The 24,742-nt window shown below is 28.0% G+C and carries 19 protein-coding genes, 2 tRNA genes and 1 pseudogene; 11 read left to right on the plus strand and 11 right to left on the minus strand.

The features are described from left to right. Positions 1–9: 9 nt before the first annotated feature. The 3 genes from pheS to trxB all read left to right on the plus strand — a co-directional run bounded on the left by pheS (position 10) and on the right by trxB (position 4,310). A complete protein-coding gene (gene pheS, locus QIA00_RS02565) occupies positions 10–1,581 on the plus strand; it encodes a phenylalanine--tRNA ligase subunit alpha (RefSeq protein WP_316257295.1) in 1,572 nt (523 codons plus the stop codon). Further along, on the plus strand, positions 1,559–3,259 hold the full coding sequence (pheT, locus tag QIA00_RS02570) for a phenylalanine--tRNA ligase subunit beta (RefSeq protein ID WP_316257296.1): 1,701 nt from the start codon (positions 1,559–1,561) through the stop codon (positions 3,257–3,259). The genes pheS and pheT overlap by 23 nt, the downstream gene beginning before the upstream one ends. A 70-nt stretch (positions 3,260–3,329) precedes the next feature. Continuing rightward, a complete protein-coding gene (trxB, locus tag QIA00_RS02575; RefSeq protein ID WP_316257298.1) occupies positions 3,330–4,310 on the plus strand; it encodes a thioredoxin-disulfide reductase in 981 nt (326 codons plus the stop codon). 55 nt (positions 4,311–4,365) lie between these two features. Here the strand turns inward: trxB and rlmB are convergent, their stop codons facing one another. Genes rlmB through grpE form a run of 4 tightly spaced genes read right to left on the minus strand, consistent with a single transcriptional unit; the run spans position 4,366 to position 8,695 of the window. Then, positions 4,366–5,106, minus strand: a complete 741-nt coding sequence (gene rlmB, locus QIA00_RS02580; protein ID WP_316257299.1) for a 23S rRNA (guanosine(2251)-2'-O)-methyltransferase RlmB — start codon at positions 5,104–5,106, stop codon at positions 4,366–4,368. A gap of 1 nt (position 5,107) precedes the next feature. After that, positions 5,108–6,202, minus strand: a complete 1,095-nt coding sequence (gene dnaJ / locus QIA00_RS02585) for a molecular chaperone DnaJ (protein ID WP_316257300.1) — start codon at positions 6,200–6,202, stop codon at positions 5,108–5,110. Beyond that, positions 6,202–8,109, minus strand: coding sequence for a molecular chaperone DnaK (dnaK, locus tag QIA00_RS02590; RefSeq protein ID WP_316257301.1), 1,908 nt, complete (start codon positions 8,107–8,109; stop codon positions 6,202–6,204). Before dnaK ends, dnaJ begins: the two co-directional genes overlap by 1 nt. A gap of 22 nt (positions 8,110–8,131) precedes the next feature. Then, a complete protein-coding gene (gene grpE, locus QIA00_RS02595) occupies positions 8,132–8,695 on the minus strand; it encodes a nucleotide exchange factor GrpE (protein WP_316257303.1) in 564 nt (187 codons plus the stop codon). A gap of 377 nt (positions 8,696–9,072) precedes the next feature. On the opposite strand from grpE, the gene nadE reads away from it, so the two are divergent. Next, entirely contained in the window at positions 9,073–10,611 is a 1,539-nt protein-coding gene (gene nadE / locus QIA00_RS02600; protein ID WP_316257305.1) for an NAD(+) synthase, read from the plus strand. Positions 10,612–11,230: 619 nt separating this feature from the next. Then, positions 11,231–12,095: pseudogene (locus QIA00_RS02605) on the plus strand (inositol monophosphatase family protein). Positions 12,096–12,101: 6 nt separating this feature from the next. On the opposite strand, the gene QIA00_RS02610 reads toward QIA00_RS02605, so the two are convergent. Further along, positions 12,102–12,524, minus strand: a complete 423-nt coding sequence (locus QIA00_RS02610) for a hypothetical protein (protein WP_316257306.1) — start codon at positions 12,522–12,524, stop codon at positions 12,102–12,104. 103 nt (positions 12,525–12,627) lie between these two features. Between QIA00_RS02610 and QIA00_RS02615 the strand changes: the two genes are divergently transcribed. Together QIA00_RS02615 and QIA00_RS02620 are read left to right on the plus strand one after the other, a co-directional pair. Next, entirely contained in the window at positions 12,628–14,451 is a 1,824-nt protein-coding gene (locus QIA00_RS02615; RefSeq protein ID WP_316257308.1) for a hypothetical protein, read from the plus strand. Further along, on the plus strand, positions 14,444–15,214 hold the full coding sequence (locus tag QIA00_RS02620) for a type III pantothenate kinase (protein WP_316257310.1): 771 nt from the start codon (positions 14,444–14,446) through the stop codon (positions 15,212–15,214). Before QIA00_RS02615 ends, QIA00_RS02620 begins: the two co-directional genes overlap by 8 nt. Before the next feature lie 32 nt (positions 15,215–15,246). On the opposite strand, the gene QIA00_RS02625 is transcribed toward QIA00_RS02620, so the two are convergent. The 4 genes from QIA00_RS02625 to QIA00_RS02640 all read right to left on the minus strand — a co-directional run bounded on the left by QIA00_RS02625 (position 15,247) and on the right by QIA00_RS02640 (position 18,985). Beyond that, a complete protein-coding gene (locus QIA00_RS02625; protein WP_316257312.1) occupies positions 15,247–16,194 on the minus strand; it encodes an aldo/keto reductase in 948 nt (315 codons plus the stop codon). 88 nt (positions 16,195–16,282) lie between these two features. Further along, complete coding sequence (locus QIA00_RS02630; RefSeq protein WP_316257313.1) at positions 16,283–17,092, minus strand: TIGR02757 family protein; 810 nt, start codon at positions 17,090–17,092, stop codon at positions 16,283–16,285. Further along, entirely contained in the window at positions 17,076–17,690 is a 615-nt protein-coding gene (locus QIA00_RS02635; RefSeq protein ID WP_316257314.1) for a glucosaminidase domain-containing protein, read from the minus strand. The genes QIA00_RS02630 and QIA00_RS02635 overlap by 17 nt, the downstream gene beginning before the upstream one ends. A gap of 2 nt (positions 17,691–17,692) precedes the next feature. Further along, positions 17,693–18,985, minus strand: a complete 1,293-nt coding sequence (locus tag QIA00_RS02640) for a hypothetical protein (protein ID WP_316257315.1) — start codon at positions 18,983–18,985, stop codon at positions 17,693–17,695. Positions 18,986–19,179: 194 nt separating this feature from the next. On the opposite strand from QIA00_RS02640, the gene QIA00_RS02645 reads away from it, so the two are divergent. The 4 genes from QIA00_RS02645 to QIA00_RS02660 are packed head-to-tail and all read left to right on the plus strand — an operon-like array spanning position 19,180 to position 24,300. Beyond that, entirely contained in the window at positions 19,180–19,941 is a 762-nt protein-coding gene (locus QIA00_RS02645; RefSeq protein WP_316257316.1) for an MBL fold metallo-hydrolase, read from the plus strand. Between the two features lie 20 nt (positions 19,942–19,961). Further along, positions 19,962–20,729, plus strand: coding sequence for an exodeoxyribonuclease III (gene xth, locus QIA00_RS02650; RefSeq protein WP_316257317.1), 768 nt, complete (start codon positions 19,962–19,964; stop codon positions 20,727–20,729). Positions 20,730–20,744: 15 nt separating this feature from the next. Beyond that, the gene (locus tag QIA00_RS02655) at positions 20,745–21,518 is read left to right on the plus strand and encodes a hypothetical protein (protein WP_316257318.1); all 774 of its coding nucleotides are present in this window, start codon (positions 20,745–20,747) and stop codon (positions 21,516–21,518) included. Then, positions 21,499–24,300: a M16 family metallopeptidase gene (locus tag QIA00_RS02660; RefSeq protein ID WP_316257320.1), complete on the plus strand. Its 2,802-nt coding sequence runs from the start codon at positions 21,499–21,501 to the stop codon at positions 24,298–24,300. Before QIA00_RS02655 ends, QIA00_RS02660 begins: the two co-directional genes overlap by 20 nt. Before the next feature lie 158 nt (positions 24,301–24,458). Here QIA00_RS02660 and QIA00_RS02665 read toward each other — a convergent pair. Then, a tRNA-Lys gene (locus QIA00_RS02665) sits at positions 24,459–24,531 on the minus strand. A 108-nt stretch (positions 24,532–24,639) separates the two neighbouring features. Beyond that, a tRNA-Lys gene (locus tag QIA00_RS02670) sits at positions 24,640–24,712 on the minus strand. Positions 24,713–24,742 lie beyond the last annotated feature (30 nt).

Here is a 24,742-nt window from a genome sequence, read left to right on the forward strand (position 1 = left end):
GTTATATTTATGAAGGCAGATTTAAATTTAATAAAAACATTGCATCCTCTTGAGATTAAAGTAATTGCAAACAATAAAGAAGAGGACGACATTTCTGTTTCAATTATTATTGAAAAATTGGGGTTTAATGAAGGTCAAGCAAATAAAACAATTGAATGGTTAAATTCTAAAGGGATTATTGAAGAGATTTATAGAAAATTAAATGTATTTTATAAAGCAACAGAAAGGGGTCTTGGCGCTTTAAGAGATGGATTTATTGAAGAAAAAATAATAAATCTAGTATCTCAAAAGGCAGTGTTTGCTTCAAATTTAGCCTTAGAGCTTGATATTGATGTTAAGGAAGTGAGAAAAGCCTTTGGCAATTTATTAAAAGAGGGCATTCTTTCTCTTGATTTAAATAAACAGATTATTTTAAATTGTTTAGACGACATAGAGGCTAATTATCATAAAATACGTATTTTGTTAAAAAGAGCAAAAAGTAGCGATCTTCTTAGAGAAAGTTTGACGCCCGAAGAGCTTTTATTAATATCAAATTTTGCTAAGAAAAAAGGAGCAGATTCTGTATTTTTTAAAATAATAGAAAAACTTGATTTAAAGTTTAGATTGTCTAGTTTTGGATTAGAAGTTAAAAATTTTTTAATGAAAAGCAAATTGACTGGGGATGAGCTTACTAAGCTTACTTCCGAAATTTTAAAAAATAAAACATATGAGAATAAAAAATTTAGAGCTTACAATATTCATATTCCACCAGCTAGAACTTTTATTGGGCGTACCAATTCTTATTTAGATTATATTTTAAAAATCAAAGACAAATTAGTAGGTCTTGGTTTTCAAGAGTTTGATGGTCCTTTGGTAGAAACAGAATTTTTTAACAACGATGCTCTTTTTATGCCCCAATTTCATCCTTCTCGTGATATTAAGGATGTTTATTACATTTCAGATCCCAGTATGCAAGAATCTTTACCCGAACCTTATTTTTCTAATGTAAAATTAGCCCATGAAACAGGATATTCAACAGGTTCAAGGGGCTGGAGATATTGTTTTAGCGAAGATCTTTCTAAGAGATTGGTTTTAAGAACCCATGGTACCGTTCTTTCTGCAAAACAATTAATTAAGGCCAAGAGCCCCGGCAGATATTTTGGAGTTATTAGATGTTTTAGATATGATCAGGTAGATGCAACTCACGGAGTAGATTTTTATCAAACTGAAGGGATTGTTATTGAGGATAATGCTAGCATTAAAACTTTACTGGGCCTTCTTGAAATTTTTGCCAAAGAACTTGCGGGTGCTACAGAAGTTAAATATGTTCCTGCATATTTCCCCTTTACTGAACCTTCGATTGAAATACATGTAAAACATCCTGTTCTTGGCTGGTTTGAACTTGGAGGAAGTGGAATTTTTAGGCCGGAAGTTACAAAGCCTTTGGGCATTGATCTGCCCGTTATTGCTTGGGGGATTGGAATAGATAGAATGGCTTTAATGCACTTGGGTCTAAATGATTTGAGAGATCTATTTACTTATGATATTGGTGATGTTGTTTTAAGACGAGGAAAGATAGATGCCAAAGGTAGAAATTTATAAAAATCTTTTTTTAGACAAAATAGGAAAAAATTTTACAAATTTAGAGATTTCAGAATTACTTGAACCATTTAAGGCAGAATTTGATGGTTTTGATGAAAGTTCAGGGAAAATTAAAATAGAATTTAATGATACAAATAGGCCAGATTTGTGGTCTTATTTAGGACTTGCTCGTCAGATAAAAACGTATTTTTTTGGAGAAATGCCTTATTATGATTTTTTTTCAAAAAAGGGAAATTTTAAAAGGTTTTACGGTGAAATTTTAGTGGATGGCAAAATGTCTCAAATCAGACCGTTTATTTTCGGATTTTTAGCAAAAGGATTGATTATTGATGATAGAATGCTTGAAACACTAATTCAATTTCAAGAAAAACTTTGTCAAAATTATGGACAAAAGAGAAGAAGAATTGCAATGGGGATGTATAATTCTAGTTTTATTAAATTTCCAATAAGTTATGTTGCTGCATCTCCTAATCATAGGTTTGTTCCTTTGGGAATGGATTGTGAGCTTTCTCTTTTGGAAATAAATGAAAAACATCCCAAAGGATTGGAATATTCACATATTATTAAAAATTTTGATAAGTATCCATTATTATTAGATGATAATAATAATGTAGTCTCTTATCCTCCAATAATTAATTCTAATAATATTGGATCTTTAAAGGTTGGTGATACCGATTTGTTTGTTGAGATTACAGGTATTGATTTTGAAGCAACTTTGTTGGCGGTATCTATAGCAGCCTGTGATTTTTATGATATGGGTTTTGAAATTTTGCCCGTAAAAACTGTGTTTAGAGAGCCTTTTGGTTTAGATTTTAAAGAATTAGTATGTCCTTATTATTTTCAAGAAGCAGTGGAGTTTAATGTTAAAAATATTAATAGACTGTTGGGAAGCAATTTAACATTAGAGCGTATTTGCCTTAATTTAAAAAAAATGGGAGTAAATTCTTATTCTAAAGATTTAAAAAACTATATTATTCCACCTTTCTATAGAAACGACTTTCTTCATGAGGTTGATGTAATTGAAGATGTAATGATAGGTGAAGGTCTTTCAAGTTTTAATCCAGAGCTTCCCAAGGCTTTTGCAGTGGGAAGGCTTAGTCCTTTAGAAGAGTTTTCAAGGAATGTTAGAAATTTAATGGTGGGTATGGGATTTCAAGAGATGATTTATAATTATATGGGCTCTAAGAAAGATTTTATTGACAGAATGAATATTGATGATCAAAATTTTTTAAAAGTATCTAATCCAATGACAGAGAATTATGAATATATTAGGGCATCAATAATTCCTAATTTATTAAAATCAGAAAGCGTTAGTTCTAATTTTCCTTATCCACATAAAATTTTTGAAGTTGGCAAGGTGGCTTTAAAGAATCCAAACATTATTGAAGGAACAAGTACTTTTACTAATTTAGCTTTTTTAATGTCTGGCAAAGAAATTTCTTTTAATGAAATTAATTCAATCGTTGCAACGCTTTTTTATTATTTAAATATTGAGATTAATTTAATAGAATCAAAAACCACTTTTTATATTAATGGTAGGGGAGCGGATGTTTTAATTGAGGGCTTTAATATAGGGAGTTTTGGCGAAATTTCACCATATGTTTTAAATAATTTTGGTATTTTTATTCCGTGCTCTGTTTTTGAGATTAATATAAACAAACTTATGAGTCGATCTTAAGCATTGAATATTAATTTTAGCAACGTTAAGATTAATATTCAAATTTTTAAGAGAGGCTTGAAGTTTAGATATGTTAGAATTTGAAACTATTGATATAAATCTAATCAAAAAGAAAAATCTATCTCAAAAAGAGGTAGATTTTATTGAAGATGTAATAATTGTAGGATCTGGCCCGGCTGGACTAACAGCCGGGATTTATTCTGTTATGAGTAATTATAAGGCTACTATTTTGGAAGGTCCTGAACCTGGGGGGCAACTTACTACAACCACAGAAGTTTACAATTATCCTGGCTTTAAAAATGGAATAAGCGGTAGAGATTTGATGTTAAATATGAGGGAACAAGTAGTAAATCTTGGGGCTAAAACTTTTCCCGAAACCGTTTTTTCTATAAAAAGAAAGGGTAGTATTTTTTACCTTTATACAGAAAATTATATTTATAAAAGTAAAGCTGTTATTATCGCTGTGGGATCAAAACCTAAAAAACTTGAAACTCTTAAAAATTCGGGTTTATTTTGGAATAAAGGTATTTCGGTTTGTGCTATTTGTGATGGACATCTTTTTAAAGGGAAAAGGGTTGCAGTAATTGGTGGAGGCAACACCGCCCTTTCAGAATCAATTTATTTAAGCAAATTAGCAGACAAGGTTTATCTTATTGTAAGAAAAGATAATCTTAGAGCTATTGCCATGTTAAGAGATAGTGTTGCAAAGTTACCTAATATTGAAATTTTGTACAATTCAGAAGCCATAGAAGTAGATGGTAAATCTTTTGTTTCTTCGGTTAAGATTTTAAATAAAAAAGATAATATTGTTTATAAATTAGAAGTGAGTGCTGTATTTATGGCTGTTGGCTATAAGCCGAATACAGAATTTTTAAAGGGATTTTTGGATTTAGATGAAGAAGGTTTTATCGTTACTAAAGATGTTGTTAAAACAAGTGTTGATGGTGTTTTTTCGTGTGGAGATGTTAGCAATAAGCTTTATGCTCAAGCCATCACCGCTGCTGCTGAGGGGTTTATTGCATCTGTTGAGTTGGGAAATTTTTTAAAATAGTTTTTATTAAGATGTTTTTTGATTTTTAAATGAAGTTTTTATTTAATTTAATGCTTTAGAGTATATTTAATTGCCTTTTGATTTCAAAGATTAAAATGCCTGTAGATACAGAAACATTAAGTGAGTCTATTTTTCCGTTAGTTGGTATCCTTATTAAAAAATCAGAATTTTCTTTTATTAGCTTATGTACACCTTTTCCTTCATTTCCTAAAATAAGTGCAATTTTTTTGTCGCTTATTTTGATTTTGTTTATATCTTCTCCTTTAATATCGCTAGTGTATATCCAAAAGCCATAGTTTTTTAAAATATTTATTGTGTTGTTTATGTTTGTCACTGTTAATTTTTTTACATATTGACTTGCACCAGAGCTAGTACGCAAAACCGTTGAATTGTCTTTTGCGCTACGTTTTTGAGTAGTAATTACAAGATCTATACTAAATTGTTCTGCTGTTCTAAGGATTGCTCCAAAGTTTTGGGGATCTTCTATTTCATCTAGAAGTAAAATGAAAGCATTTTCTTTTTTTTTAAATGTTTCTAGCAAGTTTTCAAAATCTTTAGTTTGTGTTTTTACATTTTTATCTTTTTCAAGTTTTAATTTTAATGCAAATCCTCTGTGGTCTTTACTTTTAAGAATTTTGTCAAGTTCATTTGTGCTTATTCTTGTTATTTTTATATTTTTTATTTTAGCCAATTTTTCAATTTCTTTAGTTTTTGAACTTTTTTTTGATATATAAAGTTCAAATCCTTTATTATTTTTTATGCTTTCAATTATTGAATTGGCATGAGTTATGTACATATTATACTTTGAGTAAATCTATTTCATTACCATCTTTCAATTCTTTGCCCAAGTCTTCAAAAATTTTAATAGCATTAGAATTTAAATTTTTAGGTGTTTTTATTTTGGTGATTAATATTAAATTCCCAAACTTTTCGGTTTGAAGAATTGGCATTCCTGCGTTTTTAATTAAAATTTGTTCTTCATTGTTTATGCCTTTTGGAATTTGTATTTTAATCTCTTTTGAAGCGATTGTTTTTATTTTTACTTCTTTTCCAAGCGCTGCTTGAGTAAAGCTTATTGGAAGCATTGCATAGAGATCTTTACCGCTTCTTTTAAATATTTTGTGAGATCTTATCAATATTTTTACATAAAGATCGCCATATTCTTGATTGTCTGGATTAACATTTCCCTTGCCTTTCATTTTTATTTGTTGGTTATTATCAATACCTGGGGGAATGTTTAATTGAATAGTTTCTTGCTTTGCAAGGCTTCCTTTTCCTTTACAAGATTTACAAGGGTTTGGTATTATTTTGCCCTCGCCGTAACATTTAGAACATGTTGTTGTAACTCTGAAAAATCCTCCGCCTTGTACCACTCTTCCACTGCCGTTACACATGTTACATATCGAAGGGTTTGTGCCTTTTTCGGATTTTTTCCCGAGACAAGAATCACAAAGCATTTGTCTTGTTATGTTTATATTATTTTTGTAACCAAAGTATGCATTTTCAAGAGATATTTCTATGTTATATCCCAAGTCTTCACCTTTTGCATGTTTTCTATTTTTTTCTTGTCCTTTGTTTCCAGTGAAAAATGAATCAAAAATATCGCCAAAATCTTCAAAGATGTCTGAAAATCCACTAAATCCACCTGAAAATCCTTCAAATCCCCCTCCTTCAAAAGCGGAATGTCCAAATCTGTCGTATTTAGCTTTTTTATTATCATCTATTAAAATTTCGTAAGCCTGAGTAGCTTCTTTAAAGATAGCGGCAGCCTCTTCATTCCCCTGGTTTCTGTCTGGGTGATATTTAATTGCTATTTTTCTATAAGCTTTTTTTATCTCATCTTTTGAGGCTCCTTTTGAGAGCCCCAAAATTTCATAATAATCTTTTTTCACTATTTTTTATCCTCGTCAACAACCTCATAATCAGCCTCTTTACCCTCTCCGCTTGTATTGCTTTGTGGGCCATTTTCTTGTGGGCTGCTTGCATTTTGCTGGGAAGAATCTTTATACATCATCTCAGCTATTTTGTAAGAAGCTTTTTGAAGTTCTTCTGTTCTAGATTTTATAAGTGAAATGTCTTCTTTTTCAAGACTTTCTTTTAATTCTTTTATTTTACTTTCAATAGCTTCTTTGTCTTCGCTTGGAATTTTTTCAGAATATTCTTTTAATGATTTTTCTGTTTGATAAATTAAAGAATTAGCTGTATTTTTTGCTTCAATATTTTCTTTTAATTTTTTATCTTCTTCCGCATGAGCTTCTGCATCTTTTATCATTCGATCTATTTCTGATTCAGAGAGCCCTGATGATGATTCAATTCTAATTTTTTGTTCTTTGCCTGTTCCCATATCTTTTGCAGACACGTGAACTATTCCATTAGCATCAATGTCAAAGCTAACTTCAATTTGAGGGACTCCTCTTGGTGCTGCTGGTATTCCATCAAGTATAAAATTACCAAGTATTCTATTTTGTGATGCCATTTCACGTTCACCTTGAAGGACTTTAATATCAACAGAGGTTTGATTGTCAGCGGCTGTTGAGAATACCTGACTTTTTTTTGTAGGAATTGTGGTGTTTCGTTCAATAAGTTTGGTCATAACACCCCCCAGCGTTTCTATTCCTAGTGAGAGTGGAGTAACGTCAAGGAGTACCATGTCTTTAGTTTCTCCTGTTAAAATACCACCCTGAATAGCAGCCCCAATTGCTACAGCTTCATCTGGATTTACTCCTTTGTTAGGATCTTGTCCAAATATATCTTTTACAATTTTTTGAATAGCAGGAATTCTTGTTGATCCACCTACAAGTATTACTTCATTAATATCAGAAGCTTTAAGTCCTGCATCTTTAATAGCCTTAAGGCATGGTTCTTTTGTTTTTTGAACCAAATGGTCTACCATTTGTTCGAATTTTGCTCTTGTTAGAGTATATTGTAAGTGTTTTGGACCATTTGCATCTGCTGTAATAAATGGAAGATTTATTGAAGCTTCTTGAGCGCCTGAAAGCTCTATTTTAGCTTTTTCAGCAGCCTCTTTGAGTCTTTGAAGAGCCATTTTATCGTTTGACAAATCAATAGCGCTTTCTTTTTTGAATTCTGAAATTAAATGCTTTATTATCTCATCGTCAAAATTGTCACCACCAAGATGTGTGTCTCCGTTGGTTGACTTTACTTCAAAAACACCATCTCCAAGTTCCAATATTGAAATATCAAATGTTCCCCCACCAAGATCGTAAACAGCAACGATCTCTTCGTGTTTTTTTTCAATTCCATAAGCAAGAGCAGCAGCAGTTGGCTCGTTAACAATTCTTTTTACCTCAAGACCCGCTATTTTTCCAGCATCTTTTGTGGCTTGTCTTTGAGCATCATTAAAGTAAGCAGGAACTGTGATAACAGCCTCTGTAACTTTTTCACCTAAATAAGCCTCTGCTGTTTCTTTCATTTTTGTAAGAGTTGCTGCTGAGATCTCAGGCGGTGACATTTGCTTTTTTATATTTGAAATGTTTACTCGCGCATCGCCATTTAGCCCTTTTTCTATTTTATAAGGAACCATTTTTATTTCGCTTGCAACTTCTTCAAACCTTCTTCCCATAAATCTTTTAATAGAATAAATTGTGTTTTCAGGGTTTGTAACCATTTGGTTTTTTGCAACTTGCCCTACAAGTCTTTCGCCTTTATTTGTGTAAGCAACAATAGATGGAGTAGTTCTTCCCCCTTCTGAATTTTGTATTACAACTGGTTTTCCATGCTCCATTATAGCTACGCATGAGTTTGTTGTTCCTAGGTCAATACCTATTATTTTGCCCATATTATAAACCTCCTTTTTCTAATTAATTTTTGCTTTGAGCAACTTTAACTTTTGCTGTTCTTAATATTCTGTCGTTGTAGCAATATCCTTTTTGGTATACTTCTACTATTTCTGGATTTTTAAGACCTTCTTTTTCTTCAATGCTTATTGCTTCATGACGACTTGGATCAAAGTTTTCGCCATTTTCTCCAAATTTTTTTAAATTATATTTTTTATCAAAGATTGATAGTATTTCATTTTCAATCATACTGATTCCTGTTAATAAGTTATCAAAATCTTTAGATTTTTTTGAAGAGTTAATAGCTCGTTCTAAGTTATCAAGAAAATTAACGACATCTTTCATTATGGTTTCATTTGCAAATTTAACAAAATTGTCTTTTTCTTTTTCTAATCTTTTTCTGAAGTTTTCAAATTCTGCTTGTTTTCTTAAATACAAATCTTTAAGATTGGAGATTTCATTTTCAAGCTCAGTAATTTTTTTATCAGAATTTACTGAATTTAAGTTTTCTTTTTTTTGAGATTTTGTATTTTTATTATCTTGTTTGTTGTTTTTCTCAGATTCGCTTTTAGTTTCTTTTTTTTCCATTTTTCCTCCTTTGATAAAGCATTTTATCTTTAAAAAAAATATTTTACAAATTTTTTTCTTTCTTAAAATTTAATAAAATTGATTCATTTTGATCATTTGCAATATGTATATTTTTCTTAAGCTTTTATTAATAGTGTTGTATTGATACATATTGTTATTTGATAAAATGTTCGTGTGTATTTTTTTGTCAAAATAAAAAATTTTATTTTTTTATTAATAAGAATATTTTTGGTAGCATTTTTTGGTTTTGTTTGTTTTTAGTTTGTTTATAGATACCCTTAATATTGGAGTATTGTTAAAATGTGGTCGAGTATTGGTTTTGCTAAGCTATTAATTTTTTGTTGTAATTTAATGTATTATTGCTTATTATTTAATCTATGAAAATAAGCATTGCTCAAACGAAATACAGAGCCTTAGATTTTGATAAATGTATTACTGATTTTAAAATTAATTATGATGCAGCTTTGCTAAGGGGTTCAGACGTTTTAGTTTTTCCTTCTATGTTTTTAGGCAATACTAAGTATGGCAAGTTGTTTGAGCTTTTTAAATATTCTCAAAATGTATGTAAGTTTATTGAATTTATGAAAGAACAGGTTGATGACAGCACTTTAATTGTTTTTGGTCATAGTGTTTATAAGGATGACAAACTTGTAGATGTTGTTTCTGTCATCAGTGATCATAAAGTTATTCTAACTGTATCACAATACAATTTGCCTGGATTTTTTAGTTATAAGGACAATTTATTTGCTGTATTAAATTTTGAGGATGATTTGTTATTTAAAGAGCTAATTCCCAAATTTGGCGAGGATTTAAAGAAGGCTCAGTACTTAATAGTGCCGTCTAAATCTTATTTCACTAAGGAAAAGAATAATCTTAGGTTAAAATTATTTGAAAGAGTTGCTATTGAGAATAATCTGGATGTTGTTTATTCGAATTTTTATGGGGCTGAAGATTCTGCAGTTTATGATGGGCAAAGCTTTTTTATTAATAGTTTTGGCAAGATAAAACAAGCCAAAGGATTTGAATTTGATTTTATATCTAATGATACATTTCAAGATTTAAAATTTGATACATGTAATGAGCTTTTTGAAAAAATTATTTTAGCAATATCTCTTGTTTTAAGAGAATATGTTTCTTTTTCGGGATTTTCTAAAGTTCATTTGGGTATATCTGGGGGTATTGATTCTGCTCTTGTTGCGTGTCTTGCATGTTTTGCTTTAGGCGCTGAGAATGTTGTTGGGATTTCTATGCCTAGTAAATTTTCATCAGCAGATTCTATTTCTGATGCTAAAGAACTTTCTAGAAAATTAGGTTTTAAATTGATTGAAATGCCAATAAAAGATTTATTTGAAGTAAGCAGTAAATTTTTTGAAGGATATTTTGATGTTAAAGGTGTTACTGGGGAGAATTTACAAGCTCGGTTAAGGGGGCTTTTATTAATGTCTTATAGTAATTCTCAAAATTCTTTGCTTTTAAATACTGGCAACAAAAGCGAGATTGCAGTTGGTTATTGTACCCTTTATGGGGATACTTGTGGAGGACTTGCTTTGATTGGAGATCTTTTTAAGACAGAGGTTTATGATCTTGTAAAGTATATTAATGCAAAATTTGACCAATGTATTATTCCTGTTAATATTATTTTAAAGGAGCCTTCAGCTGAGTTAAGGTTTGATCAAAAAGATAGTGACTATCTTCCAAAATATGAAGTTCTTGATGTTATTTTAAATAAATATTTGATTGACAATGAATCTGTAGATTCAATTTATCTTAATTTTGAAAAAAGTATAGTTGATAAAGTTTTAAATCTTTGTTTTAAAAATGAATATAAAAGAAGGCAAGGGGCTCCTATAGTTAAAGTTTCTAAAAAAACCTTTGGTTTTGAGCTTTCAACTTCTATTTTAAATAATATGATTTGAAATTATGACTAAAGCTTAGGTTTTTAAATTCTTTTTTTTTTAAAATTTATTTAATAGACATATGTGGCCATAGTATAGAATTTGCTTTTTTATTTTTACTTTTCCCTAGTATATTAATATTATTAATTTTTATGTTGTGATAGCTTAATAACCCAAGTCTTTTTTAAGCATTAAATTATGTCAATAATTATTTATTGAATTTAGAAGCGATGTGTGTATTGCAGTGTAGTATGAAATTTTGAATGTAAAAATTATAAAAATGAGCTTTGTTTCAATGCTTTTACTTTCAGTTATTGTTTTTTAATTTTAATGGGGTTTTGGCGCTTAAATCAAAGGACATTGTTTTAAATTGGGAACTATGTTTTTTATCAGGAAAAGGAGTTTATGTTTGATAAATTTTTTTATCTTTTGCTATTTAATAGAATCTGTGAGATTGAAAATAAAAAAATTTAATATGGATATTTATGATTTTTATACTTTTTTTAGTAAAAGTTATTCTAATTTAGTGCTTTTTTTAGAGGTGCTTTATGAAAAAATATTAAATTTATCAAGGTATAATGCTTTTAGAGATGATTTTTCAATTTTAGAATTTATTATTAATAAGAGAATCAATATAAAAATGGATTGGGATTTTGAAAAAATTATATTTTTGTTAAATGAATCGATTAGGCTTGCATTAAGTGGTTTTGATAAATTAATTTTAGATTTTAAATCTGATGGGTCTATTGTAACTAAGGTTGATAAGCAAATTGAGCAATTCTTATTCAAAGAAATCAAAAAGCTTGGTAATTTTGTTCTTAGAGGAGAGACTATATCTCCTTATGAAGAAGAGTATATTAAAGATGCTTTAATATCAAAGAGTACTTTTATTATTGACCCTATTGATGGAACTTCTTCTTTTGCAGCAGGCCTTCCTTCATGTGGAGTATCGCTAGTGTATGCTAGTGGCGGCAAAATTATTGAATGAGCCATTTCTCTTTCTTTAAGCGGAGAGTTTTTTATTGCTTTTAAAGATAGTGTATTTTATGCTAAAAAACATTGGTAGCTATCCTTTAAAAGAATATTTTACTTAATTTATTTTTGATAATTCTGAATGTTATAATATTTATAGTTGGCTTGCAGTTTTAAGGTCTATTATAAGGTCATTTAATTTTGATATTTCTTCTAATATTCATATTAATGATTCTTGTGTATATTCTTTGCCAAACTTTTTACAGGTTCTTATAAGGCCTATTTTTCTTTTTTAGGGCTTTGGAATATTGCAGCGTGTTTAGCTATTGGTAATAAGTTGGGTATGGTTGGTGAATTTTATTGTGGCAATCAAATGACACTAGACATAGATTCAATGTATATTTTAGAACCCAACAATTATAAAAGATGGTCCTTGAAAGATTTTTATTTATCCTGATGATAAATCAACAATAGACATTGTAAGAAAAGATGCAAATAAAAAAATTAATAAGCAAGATATAAAAAGAATTTGAAAATTATTATTTATGTTTTGCGGGTTTGTTGTTATTAGATTCAATGTCGAGTGTTTTGATTAGTTTGTTTAAGGTCCAGCTTGAAAATTTTATGTAAAGCATTTTAATTGGATTTTTTGTATTTTTTTTTAGCACTTTTAACGATTCTATATTCATTAAAGCTATTATTTCTTTTAGTGTTTTTGGCAAATTATTGAAAATTTTGGAGCCTACTTTATGTCCTTCTAAAATAAAATTTTGAAGAGTTATTTGATCTTTTTTTTGTAGGCGCCGCATGTATAGTTTCAAAATACGCTCTTGAGATTTCATAATTTCTGAATTAATTTGTTCTTGTTTTTTAGTAATTTTTTTCTTGCTTTCAATAATAGGTTTTTTAGGCAGAGACTTGTAAGGGTTTGTTCCTGGAATATAATTTTTAGGAATTTTCATATATTTTACTCCTATTTAACTAGCTAACCTATAATTGTATTATTTTTTTTGTTTTTATGCAATCAATATTGATATTTTGATTTTTTATGATTAGAATCATCATATGAAGGAGTTTTTAAGGGCAGGGGCTTTTAATTTATTGCTTGGTTCTTTAATGTTGTTTGTTGTTATTTTTTTACAATTTAGGAATTTAAACCTAAATATCTTTTTTTTAAAAGATATAAAATTGGAAGTAAATAATAAGGTTGAAAATAGTGAATATATTTTAAATGATATTGTTGTTAATGTTAGGGGACTTAGGATATTTTTATCAAAACTTAATCCACTTGTTGTTTTAGAAACTGGTTTAAATCTTTTCCCCATCTCTTATAAAGTGCAAAACATAGGTATTTATGTTTATTTTGAGAATAATATTTTTCTTGGGTTTTTACTCGATTCAGAAAATAATTTTAGTATTGAATCAAATCTCTCTAAGAGCTTTTTGTTAAGTTATGAAGTTGAAGATCATTATGAAGTTTTATTAAATGATCCTACTATTTCAATAAGACAAGGGAAGAACTTGGAATATAAAATTTTTTTAGGAGAAAATGTAAAGATAAGAGAAAAAGATATTTTAATTTCTCCTCAAGCAGCATTTAGAATTGGCAACGCTATTTATATTGATTCACCAAAGAAAAATATTTCAAATTCGATTATAGAGGGCAATCAAAGTAATAAAAGTGATGTATTGGATTATTCCACTATACGTTTAAAAGTTAAAGAGGTGGATAATAAAATTTTTAATGATGCTTTAAACAATTTTAGACAAAATGCTTATGATTATTGGAACAATTCTGTTAATTTTAATGTTTCAAAGGGAGGTTGGCTTAAATATGGTGCATATAGCTTTGATGAAAATTTAATGGTTTGTTTTTTAGCAGAATCTTTAGTCAGAGGGGATTACGAGTCAATAATTTTAAAATTAGATTCTTTATTAGTTAAAAATGAACATAAGTTGACTTATTTAAGTTTATGTTATTATGCTAATTCAGATCAATTCGATAAATTTTTTTCTTATTTATCAAGGAATAAAACTTTTATTGACTCTCTTGAAGAAGACAGACTTATGGTTTATTTAAAGGAGGATTCTCATCTTTTGGAAAAAATTTTTTTATCAGAAAACGGCTCTAAATTAAACAGTGCTTTAAATCTTCTTAAAGATCCTAAAAAAATATTAAGTTCTAATTTTAGTTTAAGCCAAGCCTACAACATTTTATCTAATTATCTTACTTTTCTTAAGATTAGAGCTGATGATTCTTTTTATTTAAGTTTTAAAAAGGAGCTTTATAAATTTATATTTACTTTATTTGGTGTTACAGATGAAGGAAAAGTGTATATTTTAAATAATAACATTAATTCATCTGATGTTGTTGAGTATGCATTAAAGATTTCTGGGGTTCTTAAAAGAATATCATCTTATTTAAAAGATAATTTAATATTAAAGCTTTCATTTAATGCAATTTATTATTCTTTGATGAGTGATTATGCCAAAAAAATTCCTTATGAAAGCTATTATTCTGATATTATTGATAATCAATATCTGCCCCAATTTATCTTTATTTCTAGCCATGGATCTATCAGGTGGATATATACTGCTTCTAGGATTTTAAATCGCGAAATTACTGATGCTAAAGTTGCAATTGATTTTGATCAAGAGATTAATTATTCAAGCTATATATTTTTTGGAAATATTTTAAATCCAACTTTAGTTAGATTTAGAGAAATTGATTGGTTTACAGACTATAAGTTTTATGTATATTCTGATGGTTGGAAGTATTATCCTTTGAGTAAAATTTTGGTTATTAAAGCAACGCCCAAGAAGAAAAGGTCTTTTAATCTTTTATTGAGATTTGACAAAATTGCCAAAAAAATAAATATTTATGAATAAACTCTTATTATCAGAATTGATAATTGACATTGGAAATACTAGCATTGCTTTTGCCTTATTTAAAGATAATCAAGTTAATTTGTTTATTAAAATGAAAACAAATCTTATGTTAAGGTATGATGAGGCTTATAGCTTTCTTGAAGAAAATTTTAATTTTAACGTAAATCAAGTTTTTATAAGTAGCGTTGTTCCTGTTCTTAATGAAATATTTAAAAATGTCATTTTTTCTTTTTTTAAAATAAAGCCCTTGTTTATTGGTTTTGATTCAAATTATGATTTGACATTTAATCCTTATAAAAGCGGTAAATTTTTGCTAGGTTCAGATGTTTTTTCTAATCTTGTTGCAGCCATTGAAAATTATTCATTTGAAAATGTTTTAGTAGTAGATCTTGGAACAGCTTGTACCATTTTTGCTGTTAGTAGGCAAGATGGGATACTTGGTGGTCTTATAAATTCTGGTCCTTTGATAAATTTTAATTCTTTATTAGATAATGCCTATCTTCTCAAGAAATTTCCTATTAGCACTCCAAATAATCTTTTAGAGAGAACTACATCCGGGAGTGTAAACAGCGGTTTATTTTATCAATATAAGTATTTAATAGAAGGTGTTTATTGGGATATTAAAAAGATGTATAAAAAAGAATTTAATTTAATAATTACTGGGGGCAATGCTGACTTAATTTTGCCATTAATTGAGATAGAGTTTATTTTTAATATTCATTTAACTGTAGAAGGTATTAGAATTTTAGGAAATTCTATTTAAGTTTGTTGATTGAAATTTTTGTTTTTAAAGTTTTAAATTTTTTTGTTAAATAAATTTGGGAAATTTTTTGTTTGTTGATTGAAATTATCTAAAATTGATGTTATCTTTTCATATACTTTATCATTAATTTCTGCTTTAAATGAATTCAAGTTTGATTCTACATAATTTTCTTTGCTGAAGCCCACTATAAATCCACTTAATTTTGTTTTTTTAAGCCATGAATATGTTAATTCTAAAATTGTTAAGTTATTTGTCTTTGCTATCTCTTCAAGTTTATTTATGGTTTTCAAAGTATAAGGCCAAATTTCTTTTTTGAAAAGTATCAATTTTTCTGTTCTAATATCATTAAATTTGTTTTTATCTTTTATATTAGCTTTGGATAAAAGTCCTTGAGCAATTGTTGAATATGATATGGTGGCAATATTGTTGTCTTCACAGTAGGGAATTACATCTTTTTCCTTATTTCTAAATAAGGGGTTGTATCCTATTTGGTTTACGTCAATTTTGCAAACTTTTTTTATGCTTTCCATGTGTGGTATTTCAAAATTGCTTACACCTACATATTTTATTTTTTCTTTTGCTCTCATTTCTTCAAGAAATGATGCAATTGGTCTTAGGTCAAAATCGTTTTTAGGCCAGTGTATATAGTAAATATCTATATAATCAGTTTTTAAATTTTTAAGACTTTCATTAAAGTTCTTTGTATATTCTGAAATTTCCATTGGGTAGCATTTACTCGCGATTAAAATATTTTCTCTTATTGTTGGATCTTCTTCTATTATTTCACCAATTATTTTTTCTGAAATTCCATTTCCATAAGCTCTTGCAGTATCAATATTTCTGATCCCATGATTGTATGCTTTTTTTAATATTTTTTTAGCGGTTTCTTTTTCGACCTGTTTAAAGTATCCTCCTCCAAATTGCCAAGACCCCAAAATTAATTTGCTATAAGTATTTATCTTTTCTTCAAGATTGTTCATATATTCTCCTTTTTATTTTATGATAAATTGGTATTTTTGTTTTAATGATTTAAGTATGTCTTATTTTAAATGTTTTATAAATAAAATTTTATAGTTTGTTAATGGTTTTTAACAATTTTTCTTTATTAAAATCTCTATTTATTCCAAATCTGGTTAAAGAGAAATCGTATTTTACAGGATCTTTATTATTTTCTTTTGAAAAATAGCTTGTAATTTTTATTGCTTTTTTAAGATTTACGTTTTTTAGTTCTTTGATTTTAAATAGTTTTGAAGCAATGTTTGTCATATGAGTATCCATTGGCACTATAAGCTGATTGGGATTGAATTTATTCCAAATGCCCAAATCGACGTCATCTTTGCGTATCATCCATCTTAAGAATAAAAAAAGTCTTTTACAAGAGCTTCCCTTTGAAGGCTTTGGAAGCAGCATTCCGAATTCTCTTCCATTTATTTTTTCCATATGTTTAATTAATTCATCTATGCTGAGTATAAAATTTTGGTTTTTATAATAAATACTGTAAAGAAGATTTTCAAGTGTATGGTGATGTTCTTTTATTACCTTAAGGGTGTACAGTAGCCTTACAATATCTTCCCCTTTGAAAAATCTATAAACAAATCCTTTAAATATTTCTTTTAAATCTTTTTCATTTACCAGCTTAAGGTTCTCAGAAGGGGATTTGCCAAGTGGTTTAAGTATTGTCTCGATTGCTTCTAAAATTTTTTCTACTTTTCCAAGTGCTAATGAAGAACTAATTAGGCCTACAAGTTCAATGTCTTCTTTTTCTTTATACCTGTATAGAAATTCTAAAGGATCTGGATGTATAAATTTTTTTTTATTGTATTTTGAATATATTCTTTCTAGAAAATCATATAGCGAGCTTTTAGCTTTTATTTGCATTATTATATTCTAATAGTTCTAATAATATTTTTTTAAGTTTTTTATCGTAAAGTTTGTCTTTTGCCCATTTTCCAGTCAAATCATATATTGTTGGAGCAGATCCTCTTTTAACAAGGTAAAATCTAGGATCAACCATATTTGATTTGATATTTTGTTTTGAAGCATAAGCTTTTAAATGTTGAATATGAGCCTTAATTCCTTCTTTAATATTGGAAAAAGAATTTCCTTTTGTAAGATTATTAGTAGCGCCTATTCCTGAAAAATTGTGTTGCTCTTTTGAAACTATTCCATTAAATTTTAGAGCTCCTGTTTCTAGTAGCATTTGAGCATAGGCGATGTCGTAATTAACCCCTTCAATCAAAGATTCGTTTATATAGGTTTTAGCCACAGTGCTTACATAATTTTTGTCAAGGTCTGGATTTATTTCTAAAGTATATTTTACAAGGTCTTCCAGTTGAGTTTTTCCTCTACTTATTAAAAAGGGAATATATTTTTCTTTTTGTATTTCAGTACTTATTTCGATTATCTCTTCATTACTATGAGCTTCATTTGTTAGAAAGATATTGATCATTGCAAATAGCAAGAATTTTTTTATCATTATTATTTTTCCTCTTCAATAAATTTATTAATTTCATTAACTATAGAATTAAATTTTGATAACATTGATTTTTTGTTTTTTAAAAAATTAAAACTTTTTAAATAGTTTCTGCTAAAAATAAGATCAGAAATTTCTGCAATATTGCTTATATCTGTTAGCTTTATAGAGTTTATATTAACAACTTTTGTGTGGAGATTCTTTTCATTTTCTTTTAGAATTAGTTGTAAGTTTTTTAAATTTCTTATTGTTTGCGGTTTTCCTCCTATATTGATATATTTTGTTATGTTTATGTTTTTTGCAAGGATAAAATTAGCAATATTTGCTTGATTTCCTAGTGTAATTAACGTTAGTTTATTAAGGTTCATTTTTGAATTTAAAAACTTTAAATTTTGACTTGATTTTGCTAGTTCAATAATGCTTTGAATATCATTTTCAGTAGATGCAATATCAGCTTTTTCATTAAGAATATTGGCAGGCTCAATTAAATAGCTAATACTTTTATTGATTACATAGCTAAATATACTTTTATGGCTATTTTTAATAAAATCGTAGCTTTTCATATGTTTATATTTTGGTGAATATAAATAAACAATTTTTCCTTTCTTAACAAGCCTGCTAATTAAAGATTTGAACATTGAATCGTGAGAATAATAAGGAAGTATAAGCAAAACAGAATCGTATAGTTTTTGGTTATTGCTAATAAGGGCTTGTTTATATATGTTATTTTCTTTTGGTAAATAATTCATTTCGTTTATGAAAAAAGGATTAAATTCGTATAAAAGAAATGGATTTTGTTTTTTAAGGCCCAATGTTGAGCTTACAGGGTACCAAATCGATAAGTTTAAATCATTTTTGTGATCTTTAATTCTTGCAAATCCAATCTGATAGCTGCTATTGTTTTCGTCTTTAGGATAATTTATAAAAAGTGCTAAGTATGAAAAAATGGTTGCAATAATAACGGTTAAAATAGCAGGCATTACAAGCACTGTTTTTAGCAAAATTGAAAGAAATATTCCTTTTGATTGTTTTATAGACCTGTTGCTTCTTCTTCTTCTATTTACTATTGTTTTTATGTTTTTAAAGAAGATGATTATCATAAAGATTAAGAATATACTGCCAATATATAACATTAGCGGTCTGATTTCTGTAAAGTATAAGGTTATTACAAAAAAAGTACCTGGAAATATTATGAAGTAGTCTTCATAAGTAAATTCTTTTTTAAAATTAAATAAATTTACTATTAAAAATATGCTAAAACTGGTTAAGAAAATGAGTTCATAAATTTGCGTATCCATAAAAATAATTTTTCCTTAAATAATTATAAGCATAAAAGCAATTTTTCCAAAATAGTTTACAGAATTGATTATTAAATAGTGTTAATATAATTTTAGATTTAAGAAGAATTGTTTAATTAAGAGAGTTTATTTTTGTTTAATATAAAATGTTGTGTTAAAATAGATTATGCTTTACAGGTGAAAGGTAGTAACATATGGTCGGAACCTTTTTAGGAACTGGTGCTTCAAGTGGTGTTCCTATGTTAAATTGTAGCTGTAGAGTCTGTACTTCAAGTTCTAGTAAAAATAAAAGATTGAGAAGTTCTTTTTTTCTTGAGGCATCTTCTGGGATTAAATTGTTGATTGATACAGGTCCTGATATTAGACAACAACTTTTAAGAGAAAATATAGATAAGCTTGATTTAGTACTTTATACCCATGAACATTATGATCATATTATGGGTTTTGATGATATTAAGTTTTATACACGAGCTGCTCCTTTAAACATTTATGCTAGAGATACTGCCATAGTTCATATAATGAATGCTTTTTCGCATAATTTTTCATCCAATCCTTCTTTAAGTGGAAAGGCAGACATTATTCCTAATGTGGCTAAAGATTTTAAGCCTATTTTTTTTAAAGGTCTAAAGATAGTGCCAATTCCCTTGATTCATGGAGATATAGTTAGTTTGGGTTATAGGGTAAACAATCTAGCGTATCTTACTGATGTTAAATTTATTCCTGAAGCGTCTTATGATTATTTAAAAAATTTAGATTTACTTATAATAGATGCCATGAGGATTAAGCCTCATCCGACTCATCTAAATTTTTCAGAGGCTATTAGCGAGATTAAAAAAATCAATCCCGAAATTTCTTACTTTACACATATTGCACACGATATAATGCACGAAGAATTTGATTATTTAAAAAAAGACAATATCTATTTAGCTTATGATGGATTAAAGATTTATATTTGATTTAAATTTAAAGAGGATTTATGAAATTAATCTCATGGAATGTAAATGGAATTAGAGCTGTTTTAAAAAAGGGTTTTCTTGAGTTTGTAAAAGAATATACTCCAGATATTTTGTGTGTTCAAGAAACTAAAGCCTTAAGAGAACAGTTGCCAAAGGATTTGATTCTTAAGGATTATTATTCTTATTTTTCAAAGTCAAAGATTAAAGGCTATAGTGGTGTTTGTATTTATTCTAAAGTTAAGCCTATTGCTGTAAATTTACTTGGAAAAGAAATTTTTGACAATGAAGGCAGAGGGCTTGTAGCATACTATGATGATTTTGTATTAATTAATGGTTATTTTCCCAATTCTCAAGCTTTAAGAAGAAGACTTATTTATAAACTTGATTTTTTATCTTATGTCGAAAATCTTATAGATTCACTTGTGGGTGGTGGTAAAAATGTAGTAATTTGTGGTGATTTTAATATTGCTCACACTGAGATTGACCTTGTAAATCCTGATTCTAATAGAGATTCGCCCGGATATTATATTGAAGAAACGGATTGGCTAGATAACTTTTTAAACAAAGGATATGTGGATACATTTAGGATATTTAATAAGGAGCCGGGTTGTTATACTTGGTGGAGCTATAGAGCAAGAGCTAGGGAGAAAAATATGGGTTGGAGAATTGATTATTTTGTTGTTAATGAATTTTTTAAGAGAAATGTTAAAAAATCTCTAATTTTAGACAAAGTAATGGGAAGTGATCATTGTCCTGTTTTTTTAGAGTTGGTTGATGTAGTTAGCTAAAGGGAGGAGGCTAGATTGAAAAAAAACATTGCAATTTTTTATTTAATATTTATTGTTAATTTTAGTTTTGGCATTGATTTAAATGATCTAAATTTTTATCGTAATCTTGAAAAAGAAGAATTGATATTTTTTATTAATTTATTAAAGAGAGAGCAACTTGTTTTGGGAAATAGCTGTGCTTTAGAGTATATTGAATTGGCTTATAAGGCATTAAAGGAAAAAAACATAAATTTATTATTAAAAAATGACAAAGAATTGGCAGTAGATAATAATACTGAGCACTTAGAGCGATCTAAGGCATATAACAATGCAAGGCTTATCTTTAAGGCCACAAAAGATTTAAATGCTTTGGTTCATATTAGTGGGGATGGACTTTTAAAGACTTTAGATGGTAGAAACTTAGGGGTTAAGGATAACAAATTTATTATTTTAGATTCTTTTTTGAATAACGATTTTTATGATAATGTTCCAAGCGAATATACTACTATTGAAATTTATAATAAAAGCATTTTAACGCCCAATTTAAATAAGTTTCTTCTAGATAAGCGTTCAAATCCTTTTATTTATCTTGAAGATTTTAATAAAAAAGTTTACTTAAATGATATTCCAAAATTAAGCAAAGAAGAGTTGTTATTTTTATTTTATGAGCTATTTCCAGTTTCTAAGCTAAAGAGTTTAAAAGATTGGAATGATTTTGGATTTTCATCTATTTCAAAAGCATTGAATAAAATTTATTCTGAAAAAATAAATTCAATAAGAGGGAGTGCAAATGAATTATCAAAAAATTAAAAATTATTGTAAATTTACAAGCGTTTTTCTATTTTTTTTGTTTTCCTGTGTTTCTAATGAATTAAAGTTAGATCAAAATTTGGTAAAAGGAAAACTTGTTAATGGGCTAAGGTATTATATTTATAAAAATCAAACCCCAAAGAATGCCGTTAATATGGGAATTGTTTTTAATGTGGGTTCTCTTAATGAAGAAGATAATGAGAGGGGAATAGCGCACTATCTTGAACATATGGCTTTTAATGGTACAAAAGATTATCCAGGGAATTCTATAATTGATGTTCTTAAAAAATTTGGAATGCAATTTGGCGCGGACATTAATGCTGCTACTAGTTTTGATTTCACTTATTATAGACTTGATTTGTCAGACGGTAAGAATAAAGATGAAATTGATGAATCTATAAATATTTTGAGAAACTGGGCTTCTCAAATTAGCTTCATGAAAGAAGAAGTAGATCTAGAGCGAAATATTATTATTGAGGAAAAAAAGCTTGGTGAGACTTATCCTAGAAGAATTTATAAAAAAATGGATAAGTTTTTGACAAGCGGAAGTCTTTATGAATTTAGAAATCCTATTGGCCTTGAAGAGCAGATTTTATCTTTTCAACCAGAGGATTTTAAAAAATTTTATGGAAAGTGGTATAGGCCAGAACTTGCAAGTGTTATTGTGGTGGGAGATATTGATCCTATAGAAATTGAAGAGAAAATAAAGAAGCAATTTATTTCTTGGAAAAATCCAACCGATAAAATTAAAGAAGTAAAAGTAAGTTTAGACGTAGAGCTTAAAGATAAGTTTTTACTTTTAGAAGATTTGGAAGTTGGAGAACCCAGTTTAATGTTCTTTAAAAAGGAAATTATTAACTTTATAAATACCAAAGATGATGTTTTAAATGATATTAAAAGGTCTTTATTGGCTGCTCTTTTTGAAAATAGATTTTCTGAATTAAAGACCACTGGGGTAAAGCATTTTAAAAATGTTTCAAATAAAGATTTTTTTTCATTTAAATCAGATAACAATACTATTGTTGCAAGATCTATTTCTTTAAACTTTAATCCAGATCATTTGAATGAAGGAATTCAAGATTTTTTTTATGAGCTTGAGAGGATAAGAAAATTTGGATTTACTCAAGGTGAGTTTGAAAAAGTTAGATCTCAATTTTTTAAATCTTTAGAATCAAGGAAAAGGAATATAAATAAAACAAATTCATGGGCTATTTTTGAAGATTTAATAGAAATTGCTATTTATGGTTCTAATAAATTTGATATGAATGAATATTATGACCTTTCTTTTCAATATTTGGGAAAGATTGATTTAAAAACAATAAACAATCTTGTAGGAAGAGAGTTTGATGTAAAAAATTGTGCAATTTTTTATTCTTACTATGGAGGAGCACATCCTGTTTTATCTTTTGAGGATATTGAGAATCTTCAAAAGATAGCCTTAAAAAAAGAGTTAAAGTCTTATGAGAATTTTTCAATTGAGAATAAATTTTTTAATAAGTCTTTAGATAATAAAGATATTATTAGAGAAAATGAGTTTGAAAATGGAATTTCATCATTTGTTCTTGAAAACGGGGTTGAAGTTTATTTTAAATATAATGATCAAAAAAAGGGTTTAATTGATTTTAGTGCAACTTCTTGGGGAGGTTTGCTTAATGAGGATTTAAAACTTATTCCTGTTTTATCTTTTGCGCCCGGAGTAGTATCTGGTTCAGGTTACGGTGATTATTCTGCATTGCAGACTGAAAAATATTTATCAGATAAAGCTGTTTCTTTAAGTGTTGCTGTTGGGGCTCAAGAATCGTATATTAATGGAAGTTCAGATAAAAAAGATCTTGAAACTCTTTTTCAGCTTATATATTTTACTTTCAAGGAACCCAAAATAGATGATGTTTTTTTGCAAAATGCTATTAATAATATAAAAGCATTAATAAAGAGCAATGAAAATAGTTCTGATTATCATTTTCATAAAGCCATTAGTAAATTTTTAAATAATAATGATCCTAGATTTGAAGATATAAAAGATAGTGATTTGCAATATTTTACAAAAGAAAATATTTTATCTTTTTATAAGAAAAGGTTTACTTATGCAAATAATTTTAAGTTTGTCTTTGCTGGAGACTCAGATATTCAGACAATAAAGGCTTATTCAAGGAAATATTTAGGCAATCTTAACTTTAAAGAAATAAATGAGTATAAAGATTTAGATTACTCTTACAGTAAAGATTTTAATAAAATAGTTGTAAGGAAAGGAAAAAATTCAACTAGTTTTGCTTATGTAATTTATCCTTTTAAATTTAATTTTTTAGAAAAAACTTCGTTAAATTTAAATGCTTTAGCAGATCTATTAACGGATGGGCTTATAAAAAATATTAGAGAAAAAATGTCTAGTGTTTATTCAATTCAAGCCTTTTTTGACTCCAATGTAAGGAAAAATGTAGATTCCGATGGTATTTTATCTATTTTTTTTACTACCGAGCCTAAAGAGCTTGATAATGTTTTAAATTCTATTAATCGCTATATGATTGAAAGGCAAAAAATAGATTTTAATGATAAAGATTTTTCTTATATCAAGAAGAATTATATTAAAAATACAAAAATAAATTCAGAGAAGAATGATTATTGGATTTCAAATATATTGGCAGCGGTATCCTGGTATGGAGTATTTAAAAATAATTTTGGTGTTAAGTTTATAGAGACAAGCTTAAATAAAGATTTAATAAATAAATTTTTTAAGAAAATTAATCTTGACGAAAGAGCAGAGATATTGTTAATACCCGAATAATTTGTGTTTACTTAAAAACATTCTTGTTTTCTGGGTTTACTAGAAAGCAAGAATGTTTTATTTAATTTCTTCTTAGCAAGACATCCTCTAGGGGAATCGAACCCCTCTTGCCAGGATGAAAACCTGGAGTCCTAACCGATAGACGAAGAGGACAAAAGTGAGCTCAGTAGGACTCGAACCTACGACAAACGCCTTAAAAGGGCGCTGCTCTACCACCTGAGCTATGAGCCCAAAAGTCATTTTATGACCATTAGAAGTAATAATATATTTATTTTCTAATAATGTCAAGCTAAATTGGTATAAAATTAATAATTTATACCAAAAATGTATTTAACAATTTGAGCTGCACAGGACTTGAACCTGTAACCAGCGGATTAAGAGTCCGATGCTCTACCACTTGAGCTAGCAGCCCAGTTTATTAATTTGCTAACAATAAGAATAA

The sequence above is a fragment of the Borreliella americana genome (genome assembly GCF_032595795.2).
Classification (GTDB): domain Bacteria; phylum Spirochaetota; class Spirochaetia; order Borreliales; family Borreliaceae; genus Borreliella; species Borreliella americana.

Excerpts from the sequence above, each read along its gene's own strand:
- QIA00_RS02640 (WP_316257315.1), bottom strand. The coding sequence starts at position 18,985 with ATGGATACGCAAATTTATGAACTCATTTTCTTAACCAGTTTTAGCATA.
- dnaK (WP_316257301.1), bottom strand. The coding sequence starts at position 8,109 with ATGGGCAAAATAATAGGTATTGACCTAGGAACAACAAACTCATGCGTA.
- xth (WP_316257317.1), top strand. The coding sequence starts at position 19,962 with ATGAAATTAATCTCATGGAATGTAAATGGAATTAGAGCTGTTTTAAAA.
- QIA00_RS02610 (WP_316257306.1), bottom strand. The coding sequence starts at position 12,524 with ATGAAAATTCCTAAAAATTATATTCCAGGAACAAACCCTTACAAGTCT.
- pheT (WP_316257296.1), top strand. The coding sequence starts at position 1,559 with ATGCCAAAGGTAGAAATTTATAAAAATCTTTTTTTAGACAAAATAGGA.
- nadE (WP_316257305.1), top strand. The coding sequence starts at position 9,073 with ATGAAAATAAGCATTGCTCAAACGAAATACAGAGCCTTAGATTTTGAT.
- QIA00_RS02635 (WP_316257314.1), bottom strand. The coding sequence starts at position 17,690 with ATGATAAAAAAATTCTTGCTATTTGCAATGATCAATATCTTTCTAACA.
- QIA00_RS02660 (WP_316257320.1), top strand. The coding sequence starts at position 21,499 with ATGAATTATCAAAAAATTAAAAATTATTGTAAATTTACAAGCGTTTTT.
- rlmB (WP_316257299.1), bottom strand. The coding sequence starts at position 5,106 with ATGTACATAACTCATGCCAATTCAATAATTGAAAGCATAAAAAATAAT.
- grpE (WP_316257303.1), bottom strand. The coding sequence starts at position 8,695 with ATGGAAAAAAAAGAAACTAAAAGCGAATCTGAGAAAAACAACAAACAA.
- QIA00_RS02645 (WP_316257316.1), top strand. The coding sequence starts at position 19,180 with ATGGTCGGAACCTTTTTAGGAACTGGTGCTTCAAGTGGTGTTCCTATG.
- QIA00_RS02625 (WP_316257312.1), bottom strand. The coding sequence starts at position 16,194 with ATGAACAATCTTGAAGAAAAGATAAATACTTATAGCAAATTAATTTTG.
- QIA00_RS02620 (WP_316257310.1), top strand. The coding sequence starts at position 14,444 with ATGAATAAACTCTTATTATCAGAATTGATAATTGACATTGGAAATACT.
- QIA00_RS02615 (WP_316257308.1), top strand. The coding sequence starts at position 12,628 with ATGAAGGAGTTTTTAAGGGCAGGGGCTTTTAATTTATTGCTTGGTTCT.
- trxB (WP_316257298.1), top strand. The coding sequence starts at position 3,330 with ATGTTAGAATTTGAAACTATTGATATAAATCTAATCAAAAAGAAAAAT.
- pheS (WP_316257295.1), top strand. The coding sequence starts at position 10 with ATGAAGGCAGATTTAAATTTAATAAAAACATTGCATCCTCTTGAGATT.
- QIA00_RS02630 (WP_316257313.1), bottom strand. The coding sequence starts at position 17,092 with ATGCAAATAAAAGCTAAAAGCTCGCTATATGATTTTCTAGAAAGAATA.